We start from the raw sequence: 25765 nt of genomic DNA, 5'->3' as shown, positions 1-25765 counted from the left end.
GAGATCAGCCTTTACCTCGCTCTTGCGAACGACTTGCAACTGGTCTCTATCATCGAACCGTGCATGTACCTGACGGATTCATCAACGCCCCGACCTCCGCCGTGACCGGAGTCGTCGCCGCGGGCGCCATCGCGGTCAGCCTGCGCGGCGCGCGCCGTGAGCTGGACGAGCGGACGGCGCCGCTGGCCGGGCTGGTCGCGGCGTTCATCTTCGCGGTGCAGATGCTGAACTTCCCGGTCGCGGCCGGGACCAGCGGGCATCTGCTCGGCGGCGCCCTCGCCGCCATCCTCGTCGGCCCCTGCACCGGCGTGCTCTGTGTCTCCGTGGTCCTGCTCATGCAGGGCATCCTCTTCGCCGACGGCGGCCTGACCGCGCTCGGCGTGAACATCACCGACATGGCGATCGTCACCACGGTCGTCGCCTACGCCCTCTTCCGGGGCCTGGTGAAGGTGCTGCCGCGCACCCGCCGCTCGGTCACCGTCGCCTCCTTCGTCGCCGCGCTCGTCTCCGTCCCGGCCGCCGCCCTCGCCTTCACGCTCCTGTACTGGATCGGCGGCACCACCGACGTCGCCATCGGCAAGGTCGCCACCGCGATGATCGGCGTGCACGTGCTGATCGGCATCGGCGAGGCCGTGATCACCGCCCTGACCGTCGGCGCCGTCATCGCCGTACGCCCCGACCTGGTGTACGGGGCGCGCGGACTCCAGCAGCGGCTCAAGCTGCGGGTGAACGGCGAACTGGTCGACGCCCCCTCCGGCGCCGCACCGGCCCCCGCGCCCGTCGCGGCCCGCTCGCACCGCAAGGTGTGGATCACCGGCCTCGTCGCCTCGCTGGTCCTCGCCGGCTTCGTCAGCTTCTACGCCTCCGCCAACCCCGACGGCCTGGAGAAGGTCGCCTCCGACAAGGGCATCGACGAGAAGGCGAAGGAGCACGCGAACGCCGACTCGCCGCTCGCCGACTACGGCGTCAAGGACATCACCGACGCCCGGCTCTCCGGCGGCCTCGCCGGGGTGATCGGCGTCGGCGTCACCGTCGTCGCGGGCAGCGCCGTGTTCTGGACGGTGCGCAGGCGGCGCAGCGACGACGCCTCCCCGAGCAACACGGAAACGACCGTCTGAGGTGGGGGCGGGACACGCGCACCGGCTCTACCGGCACAGCCACTCCCCCGTGCACGGTCTGCCGCCGCACACCAAGCTCGCCGCGGCCTTCGCCTTCGTGGTCGTCGTGGTGTCGACGCCGCGCGAGGCGATGTGGGCCTTCGGCCTGTACGCGCTGCTGCTCGCGGCGGTGGCGTACGCGGCCCGCATCCCGGCGTCCTTCCTGCTCAAGCGGCTGCTGATCGAGGTGCCGTTCGTCGCGTTCGCGGTGCTCATGCCGTTCGTGGCGGAGGGCGAGCGGGTCGACGTGCTCGGCCTGTCCCTGAGCGTCAACGGCCTGTGGGGCGCCTGGAACGTCCTGGCCAAGGGCACCCTGGGCGTCGCCGCCTCCGTGCTCCTCGCCTCCACGACCGAGCTGCGGGAGCTCCTCCTCGGTCTCCAGCGGCTGAGGCTGCCTCCGCTGCTGGTGCAGATCGCGTCGTTCATGATCCGGTACGGGGACGTGATCGCGGACGAGATGCGGCGGATGCGGATCGCCCGGGAGTCGCGCGGCTTCGAGGCGAAGGGCGTACGGCACTGGGGGGTGCTCGCCAAGTCGGCGGGGGCGCTGTTCATCCGCTCCTACGAGCGCGGCGAACGCGTCCACCTGGCCATGGTCAGCCGCGGGTACGCCGGTTCGATGCCGGTGATCGACGAGGTGACCGCGTCCCGGGCACAGTGGTCGTACGCTTCACTGCTCCCGGGGGCGGCTCTCGTCGTGTGTTTGCTGGGATGGACCCTTTGAATCCTCCCCCTTGGGTTGCAAGGGGGATTCCTGGCTCACGCTGCTCGATTGCCCAACGGACGACCGAGTCTGACGCGATCAACACCAGCCGGGTTGAAACCAGCCCGGTTGACAGCAGTGACACAGAGGTGGTGCAAGCTTGGCTCTCGCATGCACCAGCCGTTGGCAACGATACTCATCCGCAAGCCGGGAAGTGGGCGTTTTCCGATGACACCCTCCCTTGAGGTCTCCGGCCTCGCCTTCGCCTACCCCGACGGGCACCAGGCCCTGTTCGGCGTGGACTTCTCCGTCGGGCGCGGCGAGCGGGTCGCACTGCTCGGGCCGAACGGCGCGGGCAAGACGACCCTCGTCCTCCACCTCAACGGCATCCTGACCGGGGGCACCGGCACGGTCACGGTCGCCGGGCTGCCGGTCGGCAAGCGGAACATGGCCGAGATCAGGCGCCGGGTCGGCATCGTCTTCCAGGACCCCGACGACCAGCTGTTCATGCCGACCGTGCGCGAGGACGTGGCGTTCGGACCGGCGGCGGCCGGGGTGAAGGGGGCGGAGCTGGAGGCCTGCGTGGACCGGGCGCTCACGCTGGTCGGCATGGCGGAGTTCAAGGACCGGCCCCCGCACCACCTCTCCTTCGGCCAGCGGCGCCGGGTGGCGGTGGCGACCGTGCTCGCCATGGAGCCGGAGATCCTGGTCCTGGACGAGCCCTCCTCCAACCTCGACCCGGCCTCCCGCCGGGAACTCGCCGACATCCTGCGCTCCCTGGACGTCACGGTCCTGATGGTCACCCACGACCTGCCCTACGCCCTGGAGCTGTGCCCCCGTGCCCTGATCCTCAGCGACGGCGTGATCGCGGCCGACGGCCCGACGGCGGAGCTGCTGTCGGACGACGAGTTGATGCGCGCCCACCGCCTGGAGCTCCCCTTCGGCTTCGACCCGCGGTCGGTGCCGGCGAGCGGCTGACGCGCGGCTGAGGAATCGCGGCGGGTCGGTGGCGGTTGCACCCACTGTCACGGGCGAGCGGAAGGAACACAGCGAAGTGGACGCGGACGTGGACGTGCACGGCACGGTGGCCGAGGGCTTCGAGCCGGTGAGGGAGGCGTTCGCACGGAACTTCACCGCGCTCGGCGAGCGGGGCGCGGCCGTCGCCGTCTACCGGGACGGGCGCAAGGTCGTCGACCTGTGGGGCGGCACCAGGGATGTCGACGGCACCGAACCGTGGCGCCGGGGCACCGCCCAGGTGGTCCGCTCGGCGACCAAGGGCGTCGCCGCCGCCGTACCGCTGCTGCTGCACCGGCGCGGGGAGCTGGACCTGGACACGCCGGTGGGCGAGTACTGGCCCGAGTTCAAGGCGCACGGCAAGGAGCGGGTGCTGGTCCGGCACGTGCTGAACCACCGGGCCGGGCTGCCGGTCCTGGACCGTCCGCTCACCCCCGAGGAGGCCCTCGACCCACTGCGGGGCCCCGCGGCCGTCGCCGCCCAGGCGCCCGTCTGGGAGCCGGGCACCGACCACGGCTACCACGCGCTGACGTACGGCTGGCTGCTCGACGAGCTGGTCCGCCGGGTGACGGGCGGGCGGGGCGCCGGACAGTGGATCGCGGACGAGATCGCCCGCCCGCTGGGCCTGGACCTGTGGGTGGGGCTGCCCGCTGCCGAGGAGGCGGCGGGCCGGGCCGGCCGCGTCGGGCGCCTCGACGAGCCCGAACCGTCGGGGAACGGCCCGCGGCTGCGCCCCAAGCGCGCGGTCACCGAGGCATACGGCAACTCCGACTCCCTCACCCGCCGCGCCTTCGCCGCGATCACGCCGTTCCCCGACCAGAACGACCCGGTGTACCGCGCCGCCGCCCTCCCGGCCGCCAACGGCATCGCGACGGCCGACGGGCTGGCCCGCTTCTACGCGGCGCTGATCGGCGAGGTCGACGGCGTGACGCGCGGCCTGCGGCTGTTCGACCCGGCGACCATGGAGCTGGCCCGCGCCGAGGAGTCCGCCGGTCCCGACCGGATCCTGGTCGTGGGCACCCGCTTCGGCCTCGGCTACATGCTGCACGGCAGCGCGTCCCCGTTCCTGTCCCCCGGCTCCTTCGGTCACCCGGGGCGCGGCGGCTCCCTGGGCTTCGCCGATCCGGAGGCCGGCATCGCCCTGGGCTACGTCACCAACGGCTTCCGCAAGAGCGTGACGGCGGACCCGCGGGCCCAGGCGCTGGTACGGGCGGTCCGCGCGTCGCTGTCGGACGGGGCCGGGACCGGCTCAGACGTGGATCGGGTGTGAGGTCCGTCCCGACGCCGCGTCGATCTCTTCGTGCGCCTTGGTGAGCAGCTGCATCGCCAGCTCGTTCAACGCGCGTGCCCCCGCGACCTCCTCACCGACCCGTGGCTGCTGGGAGTCGACCCGGTGGCGGCTGGCGTGGCCGTGCGCGCGGACCTCGGTGCCGTCGGGGAGCCGCACCATCGCGACCGCCCGCGTGTGCTGGTCGTCCTCCATGAACTCCATCTCGACATGCCATCCCACTGTGGTGTGCATCATGACGATCACCTCCGGAACATCTCCTTCCAGGGTGCGCCTCCCCACGTCGGTGCGCACTACTCCGGCTATCCGGTGTGCAGCATCAGCCCGATCCCGACGACCAGGAGGCCCGCCGCCGCGATCCGGGGCGCGCCGAACCGCTCCTTGAAGAAGACGGCTCCTATCGCGGCGCCGACCAGGATGGACGACTCGCGCAGGGCGGCGATGGGCGCGAGTTCGGCGCGGGTCTGGGCCCACAGGACCAGGGCGTAGGCGGCGACGGACAGGGCCGCGCCGAGCAGTCCGAGACCGGCGTGCGGCCGCAGCAGCGCCGGGGCACCGGCGCGGTGGCGGTACAGGAAGTACGCGGGCAGGACCGTCCCCTGCACCGTCATCAGCCAGGCGATGTAGCCGAGGGAGGACCCGGAGGCGCGTACGCCGAGGCCGTCGACGACCGTGTACGCCGCGATGGTCACGCCGGTCGCCAGGGCGGCGCCGATGGCCGCCCAGTCGGGCCGGCGTCCGCGCAGCCCCCACAGGGCGACGCCGGTCAGCCCCGCGCAGGAGACCAGGATGCCCGCGGTCGCCCAGCCGTCCGGCACCTCGTGGGCGAAGACGGCGGCGAGGACGGTGACCAGCAGCGGCGCGCTGCCGCGGGCGATCGGGTAGGCCTGGCCGAAGTCGCCCAGCCGGAAGGACCGCATCAGCAGGGCGTAGTAGGCGATGTGGACGGCGGCGGAGACCAGGAGGCAGGGCCACGCCCCGGCGGCCGGGAACGCGGTGAACGGCAGCAGCGCGAGCCCGATGAGCATCCCGCCGCCGGAGATCAGCGCGAACCCGGTCAGCTTGTCGGTGATCCGGTGGGCGATGGCGTTCCAGCCGGCGTGGGTGACCGCCGCGAGCAGGACGGCGGCGGTGACCAGTGGGGTCACTCGGAGCGCTCGCGCACGTCCACGAGGGTGGCGCCGGCGGTGGCGACGAGTTCCTTGGGCTCCATCGGGAAGACGGCGTACGGGGTGCCGGCGGCGGCCCAGACGACATCGTGGGCGAGCAGGGACCGGTCTGCGAGGACCCGGGTCCTGCTCCGGTGCCCGAAGGGCGGCACCCCGCCGATCGCGTACCCGGTCGTCTCCCGTACGACGTCGGCCTTGGCCCGCGTGACCTTCTCCGCGCCGAGTTCCTCGCGGACCCGGTCCAGGTCGACGCGGGAGGCGCCGTCCATGAGGACCAGGACGGGCACACCGTCCGCGGCGAAGATGAGCGACTTGCAGATCTGGCTCAGCTCGCACCCGATCGCGGCGGCGGCCTCGGTGGCGGTGCGGGTGGCCTCCGGGAAGCGCCGGGCCCGTCCGGCCAGGTCCCCGAGGCCGAGTTCGCGCAGGGCGGCGGCGAAGCGGGGGTGGGCGGCGGAGGACTCGGAGGCGTCGTCGGTCGTCGTCATGGTGGGCACCGTAGCGGTACGTGCAGCGCACAGGCGACCCGGTTGCGGAGCCCCCTGAAGCAGCCCCCTGAACAGGGGGAAGCCGGTGAGGGCAGCCCCGTCCCCACGGAAGCCCTCACCGGCTGGTCTGTGTCGCCTCCCGTCGGAGGCGACGGTCAGGTCAGGCCCGCACCAGCTCCCGGTCCTCGTCGGGGCCGGAGCCCCGCTCGTCGGCCGTGCGCAGGCCCTCGCCCTCGACGTCCACGTTGGGCAGTGCGCGGTCCAGCCACTTCGGCAGCCACCAGGCCTTCTTGCCGAGCAGGGCGAGGACGGCCGGGACGATGGCCATGCGGACGACGAACGCGTCGAAGAAGACGGCGATCGCGAGGCCGAAGCCGATCATCTTGACCATGGACTCGCTGGAGCCGATGAAGCCGGAGAAGACCGCCATCATGATCACGGCTGCGGCCGTGACGACCCGGGCGCCGTGCTTGAAGCCGGTGACGACCGCCTGGTTCGGCTTCTCGCCGTGGACGAAGGCCTCCCGCATACGGGTGACCAGGAAGACCTCGTAGTCCATGGCCAGGCCGAAGACCACGCCGACCATGAAGATCGGCATCATCGACATGACCGGGCCGGTCTCCTCGACGCCCATCAGGCCGGACAGCCAGCCCCACTGGAAGACCGCGACGACCGCGCCGAGGGCCGCCATGACGGAGAGCAGGAAGCCGAGGGCCGCCTTGAGCGGGACCAGGATCGAGCGGAAGACCACGATGAGGAGGAGGAAGGCCAGGCCGACGACCAGGACCAGGTACGGCACCAGCGCGTCGTTGAGCTTCTCGCTGACGTCGATGTTCATCGCCGTCGAGCCGGTGACCAGGGTCTGCGCGCCGGTCTTCGCCTCGACGTCGCCGCCCGCGTCACGGATGGCGTGCACCAGGTCCTCGGTCTGCACGGAGGACGGCTTGGAGTCCGGGATCACGGTGATCGTCGCGGTGTCGCCGCCCTTGTTGGGGGCGGGCGGGGTCACCGCCACGACGCCGTCGAGTCCCTTGATCTGCGTCTCGACGTCGGTGAAGGCGTCCTTCGGCGCGTCGCTGCCCTTCCCGTCCACGACGACCATCAGGGGGCCGTTGAACCCGGCGCCGAAGCCCTCCGAGAGCAGGTCGTACGCGCGGCGCTGGGTCGTGGACGTCGGCTGGGAGCCGTCGTCGGGCAGGCCCAGCTCCAGGGAGGTCGCGGGGACCGCGGCGGCGCCGAGGCCGATGACGCCCAGGAGGAGGACGGCGAGCGGGCGGCGGACGACGAAGCTCGCCCAGCGGGTGCCCAGGTTGGCCTTCGGCCGCCCCTCGGTCTTCTCGGCGCCCTTGCGGCCGCCACCGAGGAGCTTGCTCTTCGCGCCGGCCGGCTTGACCCTGCGGCCGGCGTAGCCGAGCAGCGCGGGGATCATCGTCAGGGCGATCAGGACGGCGATGGCGACGGTGCCGGCGGCCGCGATGCCCATCTTGGTGAGCATCGGGATGTTGACGACCGCGAGGCCCACCAGGGCGATGACGACCGTGAGGCCGGCGAAGACGACCGCCGAGCCCGCGGTGCCGACCGCCCGGCCGGCGGCCTCCTCGCGCTCACGCCCCTCGGCGAGTTCGGCGCGGTAGCGGGAGACGATGAACAGGGCGTAGTCGATGCCGACCGCGAGGCCGATCATCATGGCCAGGATCGAGGTGGTCGAGCCCAGTTCGAGCGCGCTGGCCAGCGCGGTGATCGAGGAGACGCCGATGCCCACACCGATCAGGGCGGTGAGCAGGGGCAGCCCGGCCGAGACCAGCGAGCCGAAGGTGATGACGAGGACGACGGCGGCGACCGCGATGCCGATGACCTCGGTGGCGCCGGTCTCCGGGACGGCCTGGAGCGCGTCACCGCCGACCTCGACGGTCAGCCCGGCGTCGCGCGCCTGCTGGGCGGCGTCCTCCAGGGCGTCCTTGGTGGACTCCTCCAGCTCCATGCCGGAGACGTCGTACTTCACCGAGGCGTAGGCGATGGTGCCGTCCTTGCTGACGGCGTTGCCCTGGTAGGGATCGGCGACCGAGGCGACCTCGGAGCCGTCCGCGAGGTCGTCGACGGTCTTCTGGACGGTCGCCTTGTTGCCGGCGTCCGTCATCTTCTCGCCGGACGGTGCCTTGAAGACGACGCGTGCGGTCGCCCCGTCGGCGCTCTGGCCGGGGAAGCGCTGTTCCAGCAGGTCGAAGGCCTTCTGGGCCTCGGTTCCGGGGATGGAGAAGGAGGAGTTGCCGGCGGGTGGGGCGCTGGCCGCGCCGACGCCGGCGAGCGTCAGCAGGGCCACCCAGATCAGGGCGACGAAGTGTCGTCGGCGGAAGGCGAGCCGTCCGAGTTTGTAGAGGAACGTGGCCACGGGGGCGTACTCCCGGTCAGGTCGTGGGTCTTCAGGGCAGGGGTGATCAGCCCGACGACGTGAGCGGTTACGTCAGGTGGGGCGTGGATGTCAGTGGGACGGGACGCCGAGGGCGGGGAGGATCACGGCGTCGATGTAGGAGGTGAGGAACGCCTGGGTCGGCGGCTGGTCGTCCAGCAGTGTGCGGGTGGCGAATCCGCCGACCATCATGTGCACGAGGAAGTCCAGCGCCGGACAGTCCGCTCTGATCTCACCGCGGTCGACGGCGCGTTGCAGCACACGCTGGAATTCGACCATCTCCGGTTCGATGAGCTGTTCCCGGAACGCATGGCGAAGGTCCGGGTTCTGGTGCAGCGCCATGGCGACGCCCCGCATCAGCGCGGAGTTCTGTTCCATGGTGCAGTCGTCCTCACGCGCCATCAGGGCGTGCAGGTCGCCGCGGAGCGACCCGGTGTCGACGTCGCCGATCTCGCCGGGCTTGTTGTGCCGGATGGCCTTGACGACCAGCTCCGGCTTGCCGCCCCACTGGCGGTAGAGCGTCGCCTTGCTGGACCGGGTGCGGGCGGCCACGGCGTCCATGGTCAGAGCGTCGTAGCCGACTTCCCGGAGCAGGTCGAGCACGGCCTCGTACAGCTCGGCCTCGCGCTCGGGAGTGATCCGACTGCGGCGCGCGGTGGCGGTCTCCGTCATCTCGCTCACTCCTCTCCGTTCCACTCGGCAGGAACGACACCGTTTCGTACATGACGAATGTACCCGACCCTCTAGCGAAACGAAACGGTTTCGTTCGTGTTCTGGGTCACGGTTGTCGGCAACGCATAAGTTGCCGGTACCCCGCACCCGGAAAAGCATGGGGTGGGTGAGTTATCTGCGCCTTCCGCACCTCAGTGGCGACCAGCTGTGTTTCGTGGCCGAGGACGACCTCTGGCTCGCGTCCCTCGACGGCCCGGGCCGGGCCTGGCGGCTCACCGTCGACCGCACCAAGGCCGGACACCCGCGCTTCTCCCCCGACGGCCGGCACATCGCGTACACCAGCTGGCGCAGTCTCGTGCCGGAGGTCCACCTCGTGCCGGTGGACGGCGGCCCCGGACGGCAGCTCACCCACTGGGGCGGCTTCGACACCCGGGTGTGCGGCTGGTCGCCCCCCGATCCAGACGGCACCACCGCCGTCCTCGCCGTCGCCTCGCACGGCGAGCCCTTCTCGCACCTCACCTGGGCCTACAAGGTCACCCCCGACGGCGACCCCGGCCGCAAGCTGCCCTGGGGGCCGGTCACCGACATCCAGGCCGCCGACCTCGACGGCGAACGCAAGACGCTTCTGCTGACCGGCACCCCGCCGCACGAGCCCGCCGCCTGGAAGCGCTACCGGGGCGGCGCCACGGGCCGGCTCTGGCTGCACGGCGAGCGGCTGCTGCCCGACCTCGGCGGGCACCTGGCCGCCCCCATGTTCGTCGGCGGCCGGATCGCCTTCCTTTCCGACCACGAAGGCGTCGGCAACCTCTACTCGTGCGCCCCCGACGGCACCGGCCTGCGCCGCCACACCGACCACGACGCGTTCTACGCCCGCAACGCCTCCAGCGACGGCACCCGGGTGGTGTACCAGTGCGCGGGCGACCTGTGGCTCGTGGACGACCTCGCGCCCGGCTCGGAGCCGCGCAGGCTCGACGTGCGGCTGAGCGGTCCGCGCGCGGGACGGCGTACGTACCAGGTGCCCGCCGCCCAGCACGTGGGCGGCGTCTCCGTCGACGAGACGGGCCGGGCGAGCGCCGTCGTCGTACGCGGCAGCCTGTACTGGCTCACCCACCGCGACGGCCCGGCGCGCACCATCGCCGACACCCCGGGGGTACGGGTGCGGCTGCCGGAGATGCTCGGGGAGAGCGGGCGGATCGCGTACGTGACGGACGCGGAGGGCGAGGACGCCGTAGAGATCTCCTACCTGCCCCGGGCGACCGGCGGCCGCGCGGCCCGGCGGCTGGCCTCCGGACGCCTCGGCCGGGTCCTGGAGCTGGTCTCGGACCCGGCGGGCGAGCGGCTCGCCGTCGCCTCGCACGACGGGCGGCTGCTGATCCTCGACGTCGCGGAGGCGGACACGGAGGTGGCGCTGGCGCTGGAGGCGGTGGACGCCGGCACCGCTGACACGGGCACCCCGGCCGACGCTCCCGACTCGCGCGTCCCGGACGACGACACCGGCCCGGAACCGGCCGCCGGCGAGAGCGTCACGCCGGGCGACACCGGCACCCCCGGAACCGCCCAGGGCACAGGCGCCGTCACCGAGCTGATCCGCTCCGTCAACGGCCCCGTGCGCGACCTCGCCTTCTCCCCCGACGGGACCTGGCTCACCTGGTCGCACCCGGGCATCGGACGCACCCTGCGGCAGATCAAGATGGCCCGGATCGACGGTCCCGAGGGCACCCTGATCGTCGACGTCACCAACGGCCGCTTCGAGGACGAGAACCCGGTGTTCACCCGGGACGGCCGCTACCTGGCGTTCCTGTCCTGGCGCGGCTTCGACCCGGTGTACGACGTGCACACCGGCGACCTGTCCTTCCCGCTGGGCTGCCGCCCCTACCTGGTGCCGCTGTCCTCAGCGACGCCCTCCCCCTTCGCCCTCAACCCCGAGGGCCGCCCCGCGGCCGGCGGCCTGGACCCCCTGGAGGACGAGCCCGGCGAGGGCGGCGCGGTGACCGTCGAGGTCGAGGGGCTGGAGAACCGGGTGACGCCGTTCCCGGTCACCGCGTCCAAGTACTCGGCGCTGTACCCGGTCGCGGGCGGCGGCCTGGTCTGGCTGCGCTGGCCGATCTCGGGCGCGCTCGGCGAGACCTTCGCCAACCCCGCCGACCCGAGCGAGAGGCCCACGCTGGAGCACTTCAACCTGGCCAAGGCGAAGAAGTCGGAACTGGTCGACCACCTCGACTGGTTCCGGGTCAGCGGCGACGGCAGCCGCCTGGTCGTGCTCGACGAGGGCGACCTGCGCGCCGTACCGGCGACCGAGGCGGGCGACGGCGACTCGACCACCTGGATCGATCTGCGCCGCATCCTGCACGAGGTCGACCCGGCCGCCGAGTGGCGCCAGGCGTACGACGAGGCGGGCCGCCTGATCCGCGCCTACTTCTGGGACCCGGGCATGAGCGGCATCGACTGGGACGCGGTCCTGGACCAGTACCGCCCGCTGCTCGAACGGGTCGCGTCCCCCGACGAGTTCGCCGACCTGCTGCGCGAGGTGCTCGGCGAGCTCGGCACCTCGCACGCCTACGTCGTCGCCGCCCGGCGCAACGAGGGCCCGGCGCACTACCAGCGCTGGCAGGGCCTGCTCGGCGCCAACTTCGTCTGCCGGGACGGGCGGTGGGTGGCCAGGCGCATCCTGCCGGGCGACTCCTCCGACTCCAGGGCACGCTCCCCGCTGGCCGGCACGGGCATCCGCGACGGGGCCGTACTGACCCACGTCGACGGCCGCCCGGTCGACCCGGTCCTCGGTCCGTCCCCGCTGCTGGCGGGCGCGGGGGGTACGACGGTGGAGCTGACCTTCGCGCCCGCCGAGGGCGGTCCGGGCCCCTCCCGCCGGGTCGCCGTCGTACCGCTCGTCGACGAACGCCCCCTGCGCTACCAGGACTGGGTGGCCAAACGGCGCGAAGTGGTGCGGGAGTTGAGCGGCGGACGGTGCGGCTACCTGCACATCCCCGACATGGGCGGATCCGGCTGGGCGCAGTTCAACCGCGACCTGCGCATGGAGGTGTCCCGGCCCGCGCTCATCGTGGACGTGCGCGGCAACGCGGGCGGCCACATCAGCGAGCTGGTCATCGAGAAACTGACCCGGACCATCCTGGGCTGGGACCTCACGCGCGACGCCCAGCCCGAGTCGTACACCTCCAACGCCCCGCGCGGTCCGGTCGTCGCGGTCGCCGACGAGGCGACGTCCTCCGACGGCGACATGATCACGGCCGCGTTCAAGCTGCTGCGGCTCGGCCCGGTGGTCGGGCAGCGCACCTGGGGCGGCGTGGTCGGCATGACCGGACGGCACCGCCTCGGCGACGGCTCGGTGATCACGGTGCCGATGAACGCGGCCTGGTTCGACGCCTACGGCTGGTCCGTGGAGAACTACGGCGTCGCTCCCGACGTCGAGGCGCTGCGCACCCCCCTGGACTGGGCCGAGGGCCGCTACACGGTGCTGGACGAGGCGGTCCGCCTCGCGCTGGAGCTGCTGGAGACCAACCCGCCCGCCACGCCGCCCGGTTACGACGCCGTACCGGACCGGTCGCGTCCGCCGCTGCCGCCGCGGGAGTAGGCGACCCCGGGGCCACGGGAAAGGGCGCCCACCCGTACGACGGGGGGCGCCCTCTCACTTCAGCGGCGGCGCGTCAGGCGTCGAAGCTCTCCTGGAAGCGCTCGTCCTCGTCGCGGCGACGCGAGGACGGGTCCTGGTGCTCCGACTCCCGGCGGCGCGAGGACGGGTCCATCTCGTCCTCGTCGCGACGGCGGTCGCGGTTCTGGAACTGGTCCTTGGCCTGCTCGGCCCGCTGCTTGCCCTGCTGCTGCATGCGCTCGGCCTTGTCCTGGAACTGGTCCTTCATACCCATGTGGGTTCACTCCTGTGGTGATCGGGCCCGACCGGATCGGCCGGGCGCTCGATCAGATTCACACGAGCGGTGACCGTGCGCATGTCGATCACTTACGTACCGTAGTCGCGCTGGTCGGACGCTGTTCGTCGGCCGCTCCACCGGCACCGACGAGGCCGATCCGCCGGCCGTTCAGCCGGTCCCCGAAGCGCCGCATCTCGCGCTGCCCGACGGTACCGATGACGGCCGGCAGGTAGCCGCGCACGCCCTGCATGCCGCGCAGCCACCACTGCCCGTAGACGTGCGCGGAGCGGCGCTCGACGCCCTCCACGAGCCGGTCGACCGCCGGGCCCAGCGGATAGGTCTTGTTCGACGGCCAGGGCAGCCGCTGCCGCAACTCGCGCATGACGTCGTCCTCGTCGGCGCCGCGCACCATGTCGGTGTCGGTCCACGACAGATATCCGACGCCGACCTTCACGCCCCGGTGGCCGACCTCGCCGCGCAGGCTGTGCGCGTACGCCTCGACGCCGGACTTGGAGGCGCAGTAGGCGCTCATCATCGGGGCGGGGGTGAGGGCGGCCAGCGAGGCGATCTGGAGCAGGTAGCCGCGGCTCTCCAGCAGCGCGGGCAGGAAGGCGCGGGCGGTGACGGCCGAGCCGATCAGGTTGACCTCGATGACCCGCCGCCAGGACTCCGGGTCGGAGTCGACGAAGGGGCCGCCGGTGGCCACACCCGCGTTGGCGACGACGATGTCGACCTTCCCGAACCGCTCCTTGACCTCCGCCGCCACCCGGGCCATCGCCTCGTGGTCGGTGACGTCGGCGTGCCAGTGCTCGCTGTCGCTGTGCAACCGGGCGGAGACCTGCTTGAGTTCGTCCGGCTCCAGTCCGACCAGCGCCACCTTCACCCCGCGCGCGGACAGCTTGCGGGCCATCAACTCCCCGACGCCCCGCGCCGCCCCGGTGACGACGGCGACCCGCCCTTCCAGGCTCACCCTGCTCATGCGCTCTCCTCGGCGTGTACGGCGTGTTCGGTGTCTGCGGCACGCTCACCGCGTGCGCTCGGTATGTAGGTGGCAGCGAGGGCCCGTATCTTCCCGGCGACCAGCTCCGGGGCCTCCACCGGCGACATGTGGCCGACGCCGGGGAGTTCCGTCAGGCCCACGCAGTCGGGCAGCGCGGCGGCCAGCGCGCGGGCCTGCACGGGCGGCGTCAGCCGGTCGGCCGTCCCGACCACGACCTCCACCGGCATCCGCAACTCCCGTACCCCGTGGTCGAGGTCGAGCAGGTCGAGCACCTGCGACCAGCCGTGCCGCACCCGGCTCGGGCAGGCGTGCACGATCCGGGCGCAGGCCTCGACCATGTGCGGGCCCGAACCGGGGCCCATCGTCCCGTACTTGAGGATCCGGCGGGCGAGCGGTGTGACCGGCCCGAGCGGTGCCCGGGAGCCGAGGATCCGCCGGGTCAGCCAGGTGCGCACCCGGCCCGCCCGCATCGGCAGCACGGTGGCGGACGCCACCAGCCGCGCGCTGCCCGTGCTGCACAGCAGAACGGCCGCCGCGTGCTCGCGCACCGCGGGGCGCGTCGCCGCGGCCATCAGCGTCATCCCGCCCATGGAGTGCCCGGCGACCACGGCCCGTTCGCCCGGCGCGAGGGTGGCCGTGAGGACGGCTTCGAGGTCGTCGGCGAGCGGCTCGGTGCCGTACGCCGGGTTGGCCGGGCTGCGTCCGTGGCCGCGCTGGTCGTAGGCGATGACCCGGTGGTCGGCGGCCAGTTCGCGGATCTGCGCCGCCCAGAAGGCGGTGGAGCAGCACCAGCCGTGCGCGAGGACGACCGCGGGCGCGTTCTCGGGGCCGTGCACCTCGACGTGGACGCGGGCGCCGTCGGCGGCGGTGACGGTCAGCTCGCGGGCGGGCACGGGCGGGGCGTACGGCCCGTCGGCGACGTGCAGCAGGCGGCTCACGCGCTCACCTCGGCGTCCGCGCCGGTGTGCTCGTCGGCGGCCTTCACCGCGACCGGGCTCGGGCGCAGCACCTGGTACTCCGCGAGGTCGACGCGCCGCGTCTCCCGCCGGAACTCGGCGGTCGTGCCGGGCCAGACGGTGGTGTTGCGGCCGCTGGCGTCCAGGTACCAGCTGGTGCAGCCGCCGGTGTTCCACACCGTGCGCTTCATGCGCTCCTGCACCCGGTGGTTCCAGTTGCGCACGGCGGCGGGGCGCGGGTCGAGGGCGGTGCGGCCGCCGAGGACGTTGAGCTGCCGCAGGTAGTCCGCCATGTAGTTCAGCTGCGACTCGATCATCAGGATCATGGACGAGTTCCCGAGGCCGGTGTTGGGCCCGATGACCGTCATGAAGTTGGGGAAGCCGGCCGCCGTGCCGCCGCGCAGCGCCTCCATGCCGCCCTTCCAGGTCTCGGCCAGCGTCCGCCCGTCCGCGCCCACGACGCGCTCGGCGATCGGCATGTCGGTGACGTGGAATCCGGTGCCGAAGATGATCGCGTCCGCCTCGGCCTCGGTGCCGTCGGCGGCGACGAGCGTCGACCCCCGTACCTCGCTGAGCCCGCTGGCGACCACGTCGACATTGGGCTGGGCGAGCGCCGGGTAGTAGGTGCTCGACAGCAGGATCCGCTTGCAGCCGATGCGGTAGTCGGGGGTGAGCTTGGCGCGCAGGGCCGGGTCCTTGATCGCGGCGCCCATGTTGCGCTTGGCGATCTGCTCGACGAAGCCCAGCTCGTCGGGGTGCTTGGTGAAGGCCTGCACCTGGAGTTCCCTGATGCCCCACAGCAGCCCGCGCCGCAGCTTGGTGGTGGCGGGCACCGCCCGGTGCAGGGCCCGCTCGACGCCGCTGATGGCCCGGTCCATACGGGGCATCACCCAGGCCGGGGTGCGCTGGAAGAGGGTGAGCCGGCCGGCCTTCGGCTGGATGGACGGCACGATCTGGATGGCCGACGCGCCGGTGCCGATCATGGCCACGCGCTTGCCGGTGAGGTCGTAGTCGTGGTCCCAGCGGGCCGAGTGGAAGACCTTGCCGGGGAAGGAGTCGAGCCCCGGGATGTCCGGGACCTTGGGGTCGGACAGCGGCCCGGTCGCGGAGACGACGACGTCGGCGGTGAGGGTGCCGCGCACGGTCTCGATCTCCCACCGCAGCTGCTCGGTGTCCCACGCCATCCGCTTCACCTCCGAGTCGAAGCGGAGGTGGGGGCGCAGCCCGAAGGTGTCGGTGACGTGCTCCAGGTAGGCGCGGATGTGCTCCTGCCCGGAGAAGGTGCGCGGCCACTCGGGGTTGGGCGCGAAGGAGAAGGAGTACAGGTGGGACGGCACGTCGCAGGCGCAGCCGGGGTAGCTGTTGTCCCGCCAGGTGCCGCCGACGCTGCCGGACCGCTCCAGTACGACGAAGTCGGTGATCCCTTCGCGGCGCAGCCGCACGGCGGCCCCCAGCCCGCCGAAGCCGGACCCGATCACCGCCACCCGTACGTGTTCGTGAACCTGCTCGTGCTCGGCCATCCCGGAGCCTCCACGCTTGCCTGGACCGTCTGGAACCGTTCGGAACCACTTGGAACCGTGCCAGTGAACACTGGCGCAATGGGAGCGTAGAGCAGCTCCGTACTCATGGGTAGGGGTCGGGCGGAGGAAAGTTACCTGCGGTACGCCATAGGGTCGTGACGTGACCGAGAAGCGCGAATACCGCATGGAGGAACTGGCCCGACTGGCCGGCATCACGGTGCGCACCCTGCGCTTCTACCGCGAACGCAAACTGATCCCGCCGCCCCGCCGCGAGGGCCGCATCGCCTGGTACGACGACCACCACCTGGCCCGCCTGCGCACCATCGCCGCCCTCCTGGACCGCGGCCACACCCTGAACGGCATCGCGGAACTGGCCGACGCCTTCGACCACGGCCGCGACGTCGGCGACCTGCTCGGCGTGGGCGAGCCCACCGAGGAGACCCCGGTCCGCCTGACCCCCGAGGAGCTCGCCGCCCGCTTCGAGGGCGAGGTCACCCCGGAGAACCTGGCCGCCGCGATGGAGCTGGGCTACCTCGGCACCGACGGCGACGAACTGGTCCACATCAGCCACCGCCTCCTTGAGGTCTCCTCCGCCCTGGTCCGCGAGGGCATCCCGCTCGGCGAGGTCCTCCAGGCCGGCGCCCGCGTCCGCGAGCACGCCGACGCCCTCGCCGAACTCTTCGCCGACCTGATCCTGCGTCACGCCCCCGAACCGGAACTCCACCGCCTGCGCCCGCTGGCCCGCAGCGTGGTGGAGGCGGAACTGTCGCTGGCGTTGGACCGGCGGATACGGAAGCAGGCGCCAGAAAACTGACCCGTTCATCCCATCGTGCTACGTCTCAGCTACCGAAAGGCACCTCATCCGTCCGGCAGCGGATGGTGTCTGGCCCCAGACCCGGAATCCGCACCCCTCGTCCGGGCGATCGTGGCGGACGTGGAAACGGGGATGTCCCTCATCGCAATCGCGCGCAAGCTCAACGACGCCGGTGTGCCGGTGCCACGAGACCATCATGCCCAGCTCCAGGGCCGGCCCATGGGCGGGCGCCGTCACGGACGTGACTTCGAGCAATTCCGGTGGCCCTCCGGCACTCTGTCCAAGGTGCTGCGTAGTCCCTCCCTCGTGGGCCACCGCATCCACAAAGGACAGACCGTCCGCGACCCAGCGCGTTCGAGCGGCAGCCGCCCCAGACGCAGTACGAACGCGCTCCTCACCGCAGTCGCTCACTGCTCAGGATGCGATGGTCGCATGTACTTCGCGGCGCGCGACGGCTACCCCCATGGTGACTGCGCATGCCGGGCCACTGCTCGCGGCGACGTGTGTTCCGCGCCCGCATCCATGCGTTCGGACTGGCTGGAGTCCTACGCAGTCACCCAGTACAGGGAGGCCACGAGAACCAACGTGCCGGTCACCCGCGAGATTCTCCTCAAGAGCGGCGCCCGCGTCACAGTCGCCAAAGGACGATGCGGCGGCGGCCCGGCCAGGCTGACCGGGCCCGGCACCTCGCGTCTGTCCTTCGTCCTCGGCAGCTGCACAGGCAGGCACACCGGCTGAACCCCGGCGTCGACCGCGCGGCAGGATCTGTACCCGGTGCCGCGCGACCCGTCAGGACTCGAAGACCACTGTCACGGGCGCGTGGTCCGACCAGCGTTCCTCGTGGCTGGCAGCTCGCTCGACGTACCCCTTGACCGCCCGGGCAGCCAGCCCGGGGGTCGCGGCGGCGAGGTCGATCCTCCAACCCGAATCGTTGTCGAAGGCCCGCCCCCGGTACGACCACCACGAGTACGGCCCCGCGACGTCCGGGTGCAGCGCGCGCACGACGTCCACGTACCCGCCCTCCGCCGGATCGAGGACGCGGCTGAGCCACTCCCGCTCCTCCGGCAGGAACCCGGAGTTCTTCTTGTTGGCGCGCCAGTTCTTGAGGTCGGTCTCGCGGTGGGCGATGTTCCAGTCGCCGCAGACGAGCACCTCACGACCGTCGGCGGCGGCGCGCTCGCGCAGGCCCTTGAGGTGGGCGAGGAACTCGCCCATGAAGCGAACCTTCTCGTCCTGGCGCTCGGTGCCGACCTCGCCGGAGGGCAGGTAGAGGGAGGCGACCGTCACACCGGGCAGGTCGGCCTCGACGTAGCGGCCGCTGGTGTCGAACTCCGTCGAGCCGAAACCGACGCGGACGGCGTCGGGCTCACGGCGCGTATAGAGGGAGACGCCGGCTCGGCCCTTGGCTGCGGCGGGGGCGTGCGTCACATGCCAGCCGTCGGGCGTCCGGACGTGTTCGGGCAGTTGGTGGGGTTCGGCCCGCACCTCCTGGAGGCACAGCACGTCGGCGGAGGTGTCGGCGAGCCACTGAACGAAGCCCTTCTTCGCTGCGGCGCGCAGACCGTTCACGTTCACGGAGGTCACGGTGAGCACCAGGGCACGATACCGGCACACTGGACGTTGTCCCGCTCCGGACTCCGCATCGATATACGGTAGGCAGCATGAACATACGCCGGGTCCCCTTCGACCATCCCGACGCCGTGAAGCTCAACGACGAGGTCCAGGCCGAGTACGACGTCCGCTACGGCGACGGCGGCGACGCCACGCACCTGGACCCGTCGGACTTCGCACCGCCGAACGGCCAGTACCTGATCGTGTACGACGAGAACGACGTCCCGGTCGCCTCCGGCGGCTGGCGCAGCCAGGACGCCAACGACGAGGGGAATCTCGACGGGGACGCCGAGCTCAAGCGGATGTTCGTGATCGAGCAGGTGCGCGGGCGCGGGCTGGCCCGGCGCATTCTGGCCGCCCTGGAGGAGGACGCCCGTGCGGCGGGCCGGACCCGCATGGTGCTGGAGACCGGCACCAAGCAGCCGGAGGCCGTCGCCCTGTACACGTCCAGCGGCTACGAGCCGTGCGGGAAGTTCGGCTACTACCGCTTCCACGAGGACAGCCTCTGCTACGCAAAGGCTCTCCAGGTCCCGTAGGCAAGTAGGCGAGGGACGGGCCTCGGCGGCACGGACGGGTCCGGGGCCGGGGCTCGGACGGGGCCGGGGATCGGCCCCGGGAAACGACGAAGGTCCCGTCCGATCGTGATGACCGGACGAGACCTTCGTCAATGTGCGTGGACCTGAGGGGATTTGAACCCCTGGCCCCCTCGATGCGAACGAGGTGCGCTACCGGACTGCGCCACAGGCCCTTGCAACGAGTGAAACTTTAGCACCCCGACCGGCCTGCTCAAAAATCGCTTACGGGCCCGCGACCGGAACGGCGGGGTGCCCTTCCCGGTCACGGCTACTCGTTGGCCGCGCGGGGACGGTCGCCGTCGTCGTACTGGTCGAAGAGCGGCGTGCGGCCCCGCTCCCTGGCCCGGCGGGCCGACGCGGCGCGGCGGGCGCCGCTGCGGCCCGGGGTCTCCGGGCGCTCCTCGGCCGGTGCGTCCGCCGGGCGGTCCCGGTCCGCGCCGGAGGCCTGGGCGGCGTCCTCCTGGTCGGGCGCGACGGCGCTGGAGCGCGCCGAGCTCCACGCGTCCGGGGCCGCGAGGTCCACGTCGGGCGTGGCCCGGGGGGCGACCGGGGCGGTCACATAGGTGGGCAGGGGCACCGGGACCGGGTCCCAGCTGTCGCCCTGCGGGCGCCCTCGGCGTTCCCGCTGCTGGTCGACCCACTCGGCGTGGTCGGTCTGCTCGACCAGCGCCCGCCGGTCCGCGGCGAGCGCCGACATTCCGGCGCCGGGCTCCGCCTCGGGTCCGTCGTCCGGCTCCTCGGCGTCGAGGTCGCCGACGGGTCCGCCGGGGTCGGCGGGGCCGCGCCGGCGCGGGCGGGGGTCGCGGTCGCGCAGTCGCTGTGCGGCGGCCTCGGCCTGGCGGCGGTCCATCTGGAAGGCGAAGCGGCGGCGCTCCTGCGCGCGCAGGTGGGCGATGTAGGCGCTGAGCAGCACCGCGGGCACCCCCGGCGCCCACAGGAACGCGAGTCCGCCGACCGCCGCGACGACCGAGCCGAGCGTGAAGGCCAGGAAGAGCATCACGGTCGTACGCCGACGGCGGGCGAGGACCTTGGTGCGCCGGGCACGTGCCGCGGCCGCCGCCGGAGAGAGGGGCGCGCGCCGGGCCTGCGGCACCCGCCCCCGCGCCGGTGCCGCGCCGGATCCGGCCGAGTGGCCGGGTTCCGGGGACTGCCCGGATCTCGGTCCGCGCCCGGGTCCGCCCGACTGGGGGCGTGCCGTTTCGGGCCGCTCCGCCGTCCGCTGTGGCGGGGTCGGCCGGGTGTGCCGTCGGGTTCTGGACACGGCGAAGGCCCGGACGTCCACCGAGTCGGTGACGGCGTCCGGGGCGTCGGCGTCGGGCTCCGCCTCGTCGGCGGGGCGCGCCCGCAGGTCCTTGGCGTACCGGCGCTCCATCCCCGCCCGTCCGGACAGCAGCCGGATGGCGGTGCTGAAGCGTTCCGTCGGACGAGCCTCGTTCAGCTCGTCCTGCCTACGGAGCCACATCGGCACCAAGTAGGCGGCCCAGGCCCCGACGATGACTGCGTAGATGAGGCCGCTGCTGCTCACGCCTCACACGGTAGAGGGGTTTGCGTGAGGCCATCCGCCAATTGAGCCGGTGTGTCGCACGATCTGGCTGATATTTCGAACTTTTCTTGTGACCGATCCGATCAGCCGACTGTCGGACCGCGAAATTATCCGATTCAGGACGGTCGCAGCCCGATCAAATTCGAACGTTTATTCAATTACTCGCGTTCCCGGTGTTCCCGGCGTTCCCGTTGCTTCCGGTGTTGCCCGCGTTCGGTGTGCTGCGGTGCCGTGACCGGTGCCAGCGCCGCAGCAGACCCTCGGGAACCTCTTCCGCGGTGAGCGCGAAGACGAGATGGTCCCGCCAGGCTCCGTCGATGTGCAGATAACGCGGCCTGAGGCCCTCCTCACGGAATCCGAGTTTCTCCACGACCCGGCGACTGGGGGCGTTCTCGGGGCGAATGCAGACCTCGACGCGATGCAGTCCGACGGTGCGGAAACAGTGGTCCACGGCCATCGCCACGGCCGTCGGCATCACCCCGCGGCCGGCCACCGCCTCGTCCACCCAGTAACCGACGTGTCCGGAGCACATCGAGCCCCAGGTGATGCCGGCCACCGTCAACTGGCCGGCCAGCCGCCCCTGGTACTCGATGACGAAGGGCAGCATCCGGCCCGCGTGGGCCTCGGAGCGCAGGTGCCGCACCATCTGGCGGTAGGTCGGCCGGTGCGCGATGGGGCCGCCGGGCCCGGGCGGCGGAATGGTGGCCTCCCACGGGCGCAGCCAGTCCCGGTTGCGCCGGTTGACCTCGCGCCAGGTCCGTTGGTCGCGCAGCCTTATCGGCCTCAGGACGATGTCGCCGTCCGTCAGCTCGGCGGGCCAGGACGGGCTGTTCAGCTCGCACCCCCACCACTGGCGGGTCTCGGGTGGTCGCCGCCGCGCAGCTGGTCCACGGCGTGCTTCAGCAGCGGCTCCAGCACGGCGAGGCCGTCCTTCACCCCGCCGGAGGAGCCCGGCAGGTTGACGATCAGCGTGCCGCCCGCCACTCCGGCCAGTCCCCTGGAGAGCACCGCGGTCGGCACCTTGTCCCGGCCGTACGCCCGGATCGCCTCCGCGATGCCCGGCACCTCGTAGTCGATCACGGACCTGGTGGCCTCCGGGGTACGGTCGGTCGGCGAGATACCGGTGCCGCCGGTGGTGACGATCACGTCGTAGCCCGCGTCGGCGCCCGCACGGAGGGCGGCTTCGACGGGGTCGCCGTCGGGGACGGCCTGTGGACCGTCGACGGCGAAGCCGAAGCGGCGCAGCCCCTCGGCGATCAGCGGGCCGCCCTTGTCCTCGTAGACACCGGCGGCGGCCCGGTTGGAGGCCGTGACGACCAGGGCGGCGTACGGCCCGGGAAGGGCGCCCGCCGCGGAGTCGTCCCGCGTCATGACCGGCTCCAGTCGCCGGACTTGCCGCCCGTCTTCTGCTCCACCCGCACGTCCGTGATGACCGCTCCCTTGTCGACCGCCTTGACCATGTCGACCACGGTGAGCGCGGCGACGGAGACCGCGGTGAGCGCCTCCATCTCGACGCCCGTGCGATCCGTCGTCTTCACCGTGGCGGTGATCTCCACGGCGTCGTCCGCGACCGACAGGTCCAGTTTCACACCGGAGACCGACAACGGGTGGCACAAGGGGATCAGGTCGGGGGTGCGTTTGGCGCCCATGATGCCCGCGATCCGCGCGGTGGCCAGGGCGTCGCCCTTCGGTACGCCCTCACCGCGCAGCAGCTCGACCACGCGGGGCGCGACGAGGACGCGTCCACTGGCGCGGGCGGTGCGGGCGGTCACGTCCTTGCCGGACACGTCGACCATCCGGGCGGCGCCCGCCTCGTCGATGTGCGTCAGCCGGTCCTGCGGGTCCTGTCCGCTCCCGGACGGTCGGTCCTGGGTACTCATGCTCGTGTGGCGCTCCCGGTCCTGGCCCGGCGCGGTGCGGCGCGTGGGCCTGCTGTGCGCGACACGGTACCGCCATCGGGGCCGGGTCAGCCGAGCAGGACCACCTCGACCTCGGCGCCGGGCTCGACGGACTCGGTGTCCTCGGGTACGACGATCAGCGCGTTCGCGTGCGCGAGGGCGGCCACGAGGTGCGAACCGGAGCCGCCGACCGGGGTGACCGATCCGTCGGCATGGCTGCCCCGCAGGAACTGCCGGCGGCCCTTCGGCGAGGTCAGCGCCTTGTCCGCGGTCAGGGACGCGGTGACCGTCGGACGGTGCACGTCGGGCAGACCCATGAGGGTGCGGATCGCGGGGCGCACGAACAGCTCGAAGGAGACGTACGACGACACCGGGTTGCCGGGCAACGCGAGCAGCGGGGTGTGGTCGGGGCCGACGGAGCCGAAGCCCTGGGGCTTGCCGGGCTGCATGGCGAGCTTGCGGAAGTCCACGCCGCCGCCCGGCTCGTCCTCGTCGCCGACGTGCGCCAGGGCCTCCTTGACCACGTCGTACGCCCCGACGCTCACTCCGCCGGTGGTGACCATCAGGTCGGCGCGCACCAGTTGGTCCTCGATGGTGGACCGCAGGGTGTCGGCGTCGTCGGTGACGGCGCCCACCCGGTAGGCGATGGCGCCGGCGTCGCGGGCGGCCGCGGTGAGGGCGAAGCTGTTGGAGTCGTAGATCTGACCGGACGCCAGCTGCTCGTCGGGCTGGACGAGTTCGCTGCCGGTGGAGAGCACCACCACGCGCGGGCGCGGGCGCACCCGTACCGTGCCCCGGCCGATCGCGGCGAGCAGGCCGATCTGCGGCGGGCCGAGCACGGTGCCGGCCGTCAGGGCGCGGTCTCCGGAGCGGACGTCGCTGCCCTTGGCGCGGACGTGCGCGCGCTCCTCGGCCGGCCGGTACACGTGGACGTGGCCCTCGGCGCCCTCGGGGGCCAGGCTGCGGGCCCGCATGCCGGCCACGGGGCCCTCGCCGAGCCCGCCGTCGGTCCACTCCACGGGGACGACGGCCTCGGCGCCGGGCGGGAGCGGGGCGCCGGTCATGATGCGGGCGGCCTGGCCGGGGCCCACGGACGGCGGGTCGGGCTGGCCGGCGGCGACGTCGCCGACGACCTCCAGGACGGCGGGGAACTCCTCGCTGGCGCCCGCGACATCGGTGACCCGCACCGCGTACCCGTCCATGGAGCTGTTGTCGAACGGCGGCAGGGACAGCGGCACCGTGATGTCGTCGACCAGGACGCAGCCCTGGGCGTCGAGCAGGTTCAGCTCGATGGGGTCCAGGGGGCGGACGGTGGCGAGGACGTCGTCCAGGTGCTCCTGGACCGACCACGGCCGGTCCGGACCGGGGCCCGCGGTGGCGTGGTCGTGACCGGTGTCACGGTGCGCGCTGCTGCTCAACGTCCTTACATCTCCTCGGCTACGAAACTGCGAAGCCAGGTCCGGAAGTCCGGGCCCAGGTCTTCACGTTCGCATGCGAGTCTGACAATGGCACGCAGGTAGTCGCCGCGGTCGCCGGTGTCATAGCGGCGGCCCTTGAAGACGACGCCGTGCACTGGGCCGCCGGCCTTCTCGTCCGCCGCCAACTGCTGGAGGGCGTCGGTGATCTGGATCTCACCGCCGCGGCCGGGCTCGGTCTTGCGCAGTATGTCGAAGATGCGCGGGTCGAGGACGTAACGGCCGATGACGGCGTAGTTGGAGGGCGCGTCGGCCGCGTCGGGCTTCTCGACCAGCCCGGTGACCTTGACGACGTCGCCGTCGCCGGTCGGGGCGACGGAGGCGCAGCCGTAGAGGTGGATCTGCTCCGGTGCGACCTCCATGAGGGCGATCACGCTGCCGCCGTACTGCTCCTGGACGTCGATCATGCGCTGGAGCAGCGGGTCGCGCGGGTCGATCAGGTCGTCGCCGAGCAGGACCGCGAAGGGCTCGTGGCCGACGTGCGGGGCGGCGCACAGCACGGCGTGGCCGAGGCCCTTGGGGTCGCCCTGGCGGACGTAGTGGATCATCGCGAGGTCGCTGGACTCCTGGACCTTGGCCAGGCGGCCCGCGTCGCCCTTCTTCTGGAGGGCGGACTCCAGTTCGTAATTGCGGTCGAAGTGGTCCTCCAGGGGGCGCTTGTTGCGGCCCGTGACCATGAGCACGTCGCCGAGGCCCGCGGCCACGGCCTCTTCGACCACGTACTGGATCGCCGGCTTGTCGACGACCGGCAGCATCTCCTTGGGAGTGGCCTTGGTGGCCGGCAGGAACCGGGTACCGAGGCCGGCTGCTGGGATGACAGCCTTGCTGATCCTGGGGTGGGACTGAGTCATGCGCGCCACCCTATCCGGTGCCTATAGGGAGAATCTGTGACTCGAGATCCTTGGTGCTCATATGAGCGCATGAGCGCGGTAGAGGAGTCACCCATGCCTCACAACGGCCCTGTGGACGAACCTGACAAGCGGACATTGCGGCGGGATTTCCTCGCGGCGAGGAGCAGGTTGACACCGGATGACGTGCGGGAAGCCGCGGACGCGCTGGCCGGGCGGGCGCTCGGGCTGCCGGAGGTGGCGGGGGCGCGCGCCGTCGCGGCGTACGTCTCCGTGGGCGCCGAGCCGGGCACCCTCGCGCTCCTCGACGCGCTGCGCGCACGGGGCGTGCGCGTCCTGCTGCCCGCGCTGCTGCCGGACAACGACCTGGACTGGGGCGAGTACACCGGGGAGGACTCCCTCGCGCGCGTGCGGCACGGCGGGCGGATGGAGCTGTTCGAGCCCGCCGGTGAGCGCTTGGGGCCGGACGCGGTGACGCGGGCGGACGTCGTGCTGCTGCCGGGGGTGGCGGTGGACGGCCGCGGCCTGCGGCTCGGGCGCGGCGGCGGGTCGTACGACCGGGTGCTCGCGCGCCTGGAGGCGGCGGGCGCGCGGCCCGCGCTGCTGGTGCTGCTGTACGACCGCGAGGTCGTCGCGCGCGTCCCCGCGGAGCCGCACGACCGGCCGGTGGACGCGGTGGTGACGCCGTCGGGGGTGCGCAGGTTCCGCTGACGCCGGGTCCGCTGGGATCGAAAACGGCCTCC

General features: G+C 72.4%; 25 protein-coding genes and 1 tRNA gene. 9 read left to right on the top strand and 17 right to left on the bottom strand.

The annotated features are described in order from the left end of the window. Positions 1-59 precede the first annotated feature (59 nt). From ABS735_RS01925 to ABS735_RS01910, 4 genes are all read left to right on the top strand, one after another. The gene (locus ABS735_RS01925; RefSeq protein WP_373902834.1) at positions 60-1118 is read left to right on the top strand and encodes an energy-coupling factor ABC transporter permease; all 1059 of its coding nucleotides are present in this window, start codon (positions 60-62) and stop codon (positions 1116-1118) included. A gap of 1 nt (position 1119) precedes the next feature. Continuing rightward, on the top strand, positions 1120-1881 hold the full coding sequence (gene cbiQ, locus ABS735_RS01920; protein WP_373902833.1) for a cobalt ECF transporter T component CbiQ: 762 nt from the start codon (positions 1120-1122) through the stop codon (positions 1879-1881). Positions 1882-2088: 207 nt separating this feature from the next. Continuing rightward, entirely contained in the window at positions 2089-2838 is a 750-nt protein-coding gene (locus ABS735_RS01915) for an energy-coupling factor ABC transporter ATP-binding protein (RefSeq protein ID WP_373902832.1), read from the top strand. An 88-nt stretch (positions 2839-2926) separates the two neighbouring features. Further along, on the top strand, positions 2927-4144 hold the full coding sequence (locus tag ABS735_RS01910; RefSeq protein WP_373902976.1) for a serine hydrolase domain-containing protein: 1218 nt from the start codon (positions 2927-2929) through the stop codon (positions 4142-4144). Here ABS735_RS01910 and ABS735_RS01905 read toward each other — a convergent pair. The 5 genes from ABS735_RS01905 to ABS735_RS01885 form a co-directional block, all read right to left on the bottom strand. After that, positions 4124-4399 (bottom strand): DUF1876 domain-containing protein, encoded by a 276-nt coding sequence (locus tag ABS735_RS01905; protein WP_373902831.1) that lies wholly within the window; start codon positions 4397-4399, stop codon positions 4124-4126. The two genes, ABS735_RS01910 and ABS735_RS01905, sit on opposite strands and share 21 nt — an antisense overlap. 65 nt (positions 4400-4464) lie before the next feature. Continuing rightward, positions 4465-5310, bottom strand: coding sequence for an EamA family transporter (locus ABS735_RS01900; protein WP_373902830.1), 846 nt, complete (start codon positions 5308-5310; stop codon positions 4465-4467). Next, on the bottom strand, positions 5307-5819 hold the full coding sequence (locus ABS735_RS01895; RefSeq protein ID WP_373902829.1) for a YbaK/EbsC family protein: 513 nt from the start codon (positions 5817-5819) through the stop codon (positions 5307-5309). Before ABS735_RS01895 ends, ABS735_RS01900 begins: the two co-directional genes overlap by 4 nt. Positions 5820-5979: 160 nt before the next feature. Then, complete coding sequence (locus tag ABS735_RS01890) at positions 5980-8208, bottom strand: MMPL family transporter (protein WP_373902828.1); 2229 nt, start codon at positions 8206-8208, stop codon at positions 5980-5982. 90 nt (positions 8209-8298) lie between these two features. Beyond that, complete coding sequence (locus ABS735_RS01885; RefSeq protein ID WP_373902827.1) at positions 8299-8898, bottom strand: TetR/AcrR family transcriptional regulator; 600 nt, start codon at positions 8896-8898, stop codon at positions 8299-8301. A gap of 157 nt (positions 8899-9055) precedes the next feature. Here ABS735_RS01885 and ABS735_RS01880 point away from each other — a divergent pair, with 157 nt between their 5' ends. After that, on the top strand, positions 9056-12487 hold the full coding sequence (locus ABS735_RS01880; protein ID WP_373902826.1) for a S41 family peptidase: 3432 nt from the start codon (positions 9056-9058) through the stop codon (positions 12485-12487). A gap of 73 nt (positions 12488-12560) precedes the next feature. Here the strand turns inward: ABS735_RS01880 and ABS735_RS01875 are convergent, their stop codons facing one another. The 4 genes from ABS735_RS01875 to ABS735_RS01860 form a co-directional block, all read right to left on the bottom strand. Continuing rightward, positions 12561-12779 carry a hypothetical protein gene (locus tag ABS735_RS01875; protein WP_373902825.1) on the bottom strand — a complete coding sequence of 73 codons (219 nt, stop codon included), beginning with the start codon at positions 12777-12779 and terminating at the stop codon, positions 12561-12563. Between the two features lie 88 nt (positions 12780-12867). Beyond that, entirely contained in the window at positions 12868-13761 is an 894-nt protein-coding gene (locus ABS735_RS01870) for an SDR family oxidoreductase (RefSeq protein WP_373902824.1), read from the bottom strand. Continuing rightward, a complete protein-coding gene (locus tag ABS735_RS01865; protein ID WP_373902823.1) occupies positions 13758-14720 on the bottom strand; it encodes an alpha/beta fold hydrolase in 963 nt (320 codons plus the stop codon). Before ABS735_RS01865 ends, ABS735_RS01870 begins: the two co-directional genes overlap by 4 nt. Beyond that, the gene (locus tag ABS735_RS01860; protein WP_373902822.1) at positions 14717-16258 is read right to left on the bottom strand and encodes a flavin-containing monooxygenase; all 1542 of its coding nucleotides are present in this window, start codon (positions 16256-16258) and stop codon (positions 14717-14719) included. The genes ABS735_RS01865 and ABS735_RS01860 overlap by 4 nt, the downstream gene beginning before the upstream one ends. Before the next feature lie 160 nt (positions 16259-16418). Between ABS735_RS01860 and ABS735_RS01855 the strand changes: the two genes are divergently transcribed. Together ABS735_RS01855 and ABS735_RS01850 are read left to right on the top strand one after the other, a co-directional pair. Then, positions 16419-17072 (top strand): MerR family transcriptional regulator, encoded by a 654-nt coding sequence (locus tag ABS735_RS01855; protein WP_373902821.1) that lies wholly within the window; start codon positions 16419-16421, stop codon positions 17070-17072. A 15-nt stretch (positions 17073-17087) separates the two neighbouring features. Beyond that, positions 17088-17810: a recombinase family protein gene (locus ABS735_RS01850; protein ID WP_373902819.1), complete on the top strand. Its 723-nt coding sequence runs from the start codon at positions 17088-17090 to the stop codon at positions 17808-17810. 51 nt (positions 17811-17861) lie between these two features. Here the strand turns inward: ABS735_RS01850 and ABS735_RS01845 are convergent, their stop codons facing one another. Beyond that, a complete protein-coding gene (locus ABS735_RS01845) occupies positions 17862-18665 on the bottom strand; it encodes an exodeoxyribonuclease III (RefSeq protein WP_373902818.1) in 804 nt (267 codons plus the stop codon). Positions 18666-18733: 68 nt separating this feature from the next. Here ABS735_RS01845 and ABS735_RS01840 point away from each other — a divergent pair, with 68 nt between their 5' ends. Continuing rightward, positions 18734-19219 carry a GNAT family N-acetyltransferase gene (locus ABS735_RS01840; protein WP_373902817.1) on the top strand — a complete coding sequence of 162 codons (486 nt, stop codon included), beginning with the start codon at positions 18734-18736 and terminating at the stop codon, positions 19217-19219. Between the two features lie 138 nt (positions 19220-19357). Here the strand turns inward: ABS735_RS01840 and ABS735_RS01835 are convergent. The 7 genes from ABS735_RS01835 to galU form a co-directional block, all read right to left on the bottom strand. Further along, a tRNA-Ala gene (locus tag ABS735_RS01835) sits at positions 19358-19431 on the bottom strand. Between the two features lie 95 nt (positions 19432-19526). Further along, positions 19527-20783: a divisome protein SepX/GlpR gene (gene sepX / locus ABS735_RS01830; protein ID WP_373902816.1), complete on the bottom strand. Its 1257-nt coding sequence runs from the start codon at positions 20781-20783 to the stop codon at positions 19527-19529. A gap of 172 nt (positions 20784-20955) precedes the next feature. Further along, positions 20956-21636: a GNAT family N-acetyltransferase gene (locus tag ABS735_RS01825; protein WP_373902975.1), complete on the bottom strand. Its 681-nt coding sequence runs from the start codon at positions 21634-21636 to the stop codon at positions 20956-20958. Next, complete coding sequence (locus ABS735_RS01820) at positions 21633-22172, bottom strand: MogA/MoaB family molybdenum cofactor biosynthesis protein (protein ID WP_373902815.1); 540 nt, start codon at positions 22170-22172, stop codon at positions 21633-21635. The genes ABS735_RS01825 and ABS735_RS01820 overlap by 4 nt, the downstream gene beginning before the upstream one ends. Beyond that, positions 22169-22681 (bottom strand): cyclic pyranopterin monophosphate synthase MoaC, encoded by a 513-nt coding sequence (gene moaC, locus ABS735_RS01815; RefSeq protein ID WP_373902814.1) that lies wholly within the window; start codon positions 22679-22681, stop codon positions 22169-22171. Before moaC ends, ABS735_RS01820 begins: the two co-directional genes overlap by 4 nt. Positions 22682-22767: 86 nt before the next feature. Next, positions 22768-24117 carry a molybdotransferase-like divisome protein Glp gene (gene glp, locus ABS735_RS01810; RefSeq protein ID WP_373902813.1) on the bottom strand — a complete coding sequence of 450 codons (1350 nt, stop codon included), beginning with the start codon at positions 24115-24117 and terminating at the stop codon, positions 22768-22770. A gap of 5 nt (positions 24118-24122) precedes the next feature. After that, on the bottom strand, positions 24123-25025 hold the full coding sequence (gene galU / locus ABS735_RS01805; protein ID WP_373902812.1) for a UTP--glucose-1-phosphate uridylyltransferase GalU: 903 nt from the start codon (positions 25023-25025) through the stop codon (positions 24123-24125). A gap of 93 nt (positions 25026-25118) precedes the next feature. On the opposite strand from galU, the gene ABS735_RS01800 reads away from it, so the two are divergent. Then, the gene (locus ABS735_RS01800) at positions 25119-25733 is read left to right on the top strand and encodes a 5-formyltetrahydrofolate cyclo-ligase (RefSeq protein ID WP_373902811.1); all 615 of its coding nucleotides are present in this window, start codon (positions 25119-25121) and stop codon (positions 25731-25733) included. Positions 25734-25765 lie beyond the last annotated feature (32 nt).

Source organism: Streptomyces sp. MMCC 100, from assembly GCF_041538145.2.
Classification (GTDB): domain Bacteria; phylum Actinomycetota; class Actinomycetes; order Streptomycetales; family Streptomycetaceae; genus Streptomyces.
The sequence above is the reverse complement of the archived record's forward strand: the minus strand, read 5'-3'. Positions and strand labels throughout refer to the sequence as shown.

Excerpts from the sequence above, each read along its gene's own strand:
- ABS735_RS01905 (WP_373902831.1), bottom strand. The coding sequence starts at position 4,399 with ATGATGCACACCACAGTGGGATGGCATGTCGAGATGGAGTTCATGGAG.
- ABS735_RS01885 (WP_373902827.1), bottom strand. The coding sequence starts at position 8,898 with ATGACGGAGACCGCCACCGCGCGCCGCAGTCGGATCACTCCCGAGCGC.
- ABS735_RS01895 (WP_373902829.1), bottom strand. The coding sequence starts at position 5,819 with ATGACGACGACCGACGACGCCTCCGAGTCCTCCGCCGCCCACCCCCGC.
- ABS735_RS01800 (WP_373902811.1), top strand. The coding sequence starts at position 25,119 with ATGCCTCACAACGGCCCTGTGGACGAACCTGACAAGCGGACATTGCGG.
- ABS735_RS01840 (WP_373902817.1), top strand. The coding sequence starts at position 18,734 with ATGAACATACGCCGGGTCCCCTTCGACCATCCCGACGCCGTGAAGCTC.
- moaC (WP_373902814.1), bottom strand. The coding sequence starts at position 22,681 with ATGAGTACCCAGGACCGACCGTCCGGGAGCGGACAGGACCCGCAGGAC.
- ABS735_RS01915 (WP_373902832.1), top strand. The coding sequence starts at position 2,089 with ATGACACCCTCCCTTGAGGTCTCCGGCCTCGCCTTCGCCTACCCCGAC.
- ABS735_RS01820 (WP_373902815.1), bottom strand. The coding sequence starts at position 22,172 with ATGACGCGGGACGACTCCGCGGCGGGCGCCCTTCCCGGGCCGTACGCC.
- ABS735_RS01875 (WP_373902825.1), bottom strand. The coding sequence starts at position 12,779 with ATGGGTATGAAGGACCAGTTCCAGGACAAGGCCGAGCGCATGCAGCAG.
- galU (WP_373902812.1), bottom strand. The coding sequence starts at position 25,025 with ATGACTCAGTCCCACCCCAGGATCAGCAAGGCTGTCATCCCAGCAGCC.
- ABS735_RS01870 (WP_373902824.1), bottom strand. The coding sequence starts at position 13,761 with ATGAGCAGGGTGAGCCTGGAAGGGCGGGTCGCCGTCGTCACCGGGGCG.
- ABS735_RS01880 (WP_373902826.1), top strand. The coding sequence starts at position 9,056 with ATGGGGTGGGTGAGTTATCTGCGCCTTCCGCACCTCAGTGGCGACCAG.
- ABS735_RS01860 (WP_373902822.1), bottom strand. The coding sequence starts at position 16,258 with ATGGCCGAGCACGAGCAGGTTCACGAACACGTACGGGTGGCGGTGATC.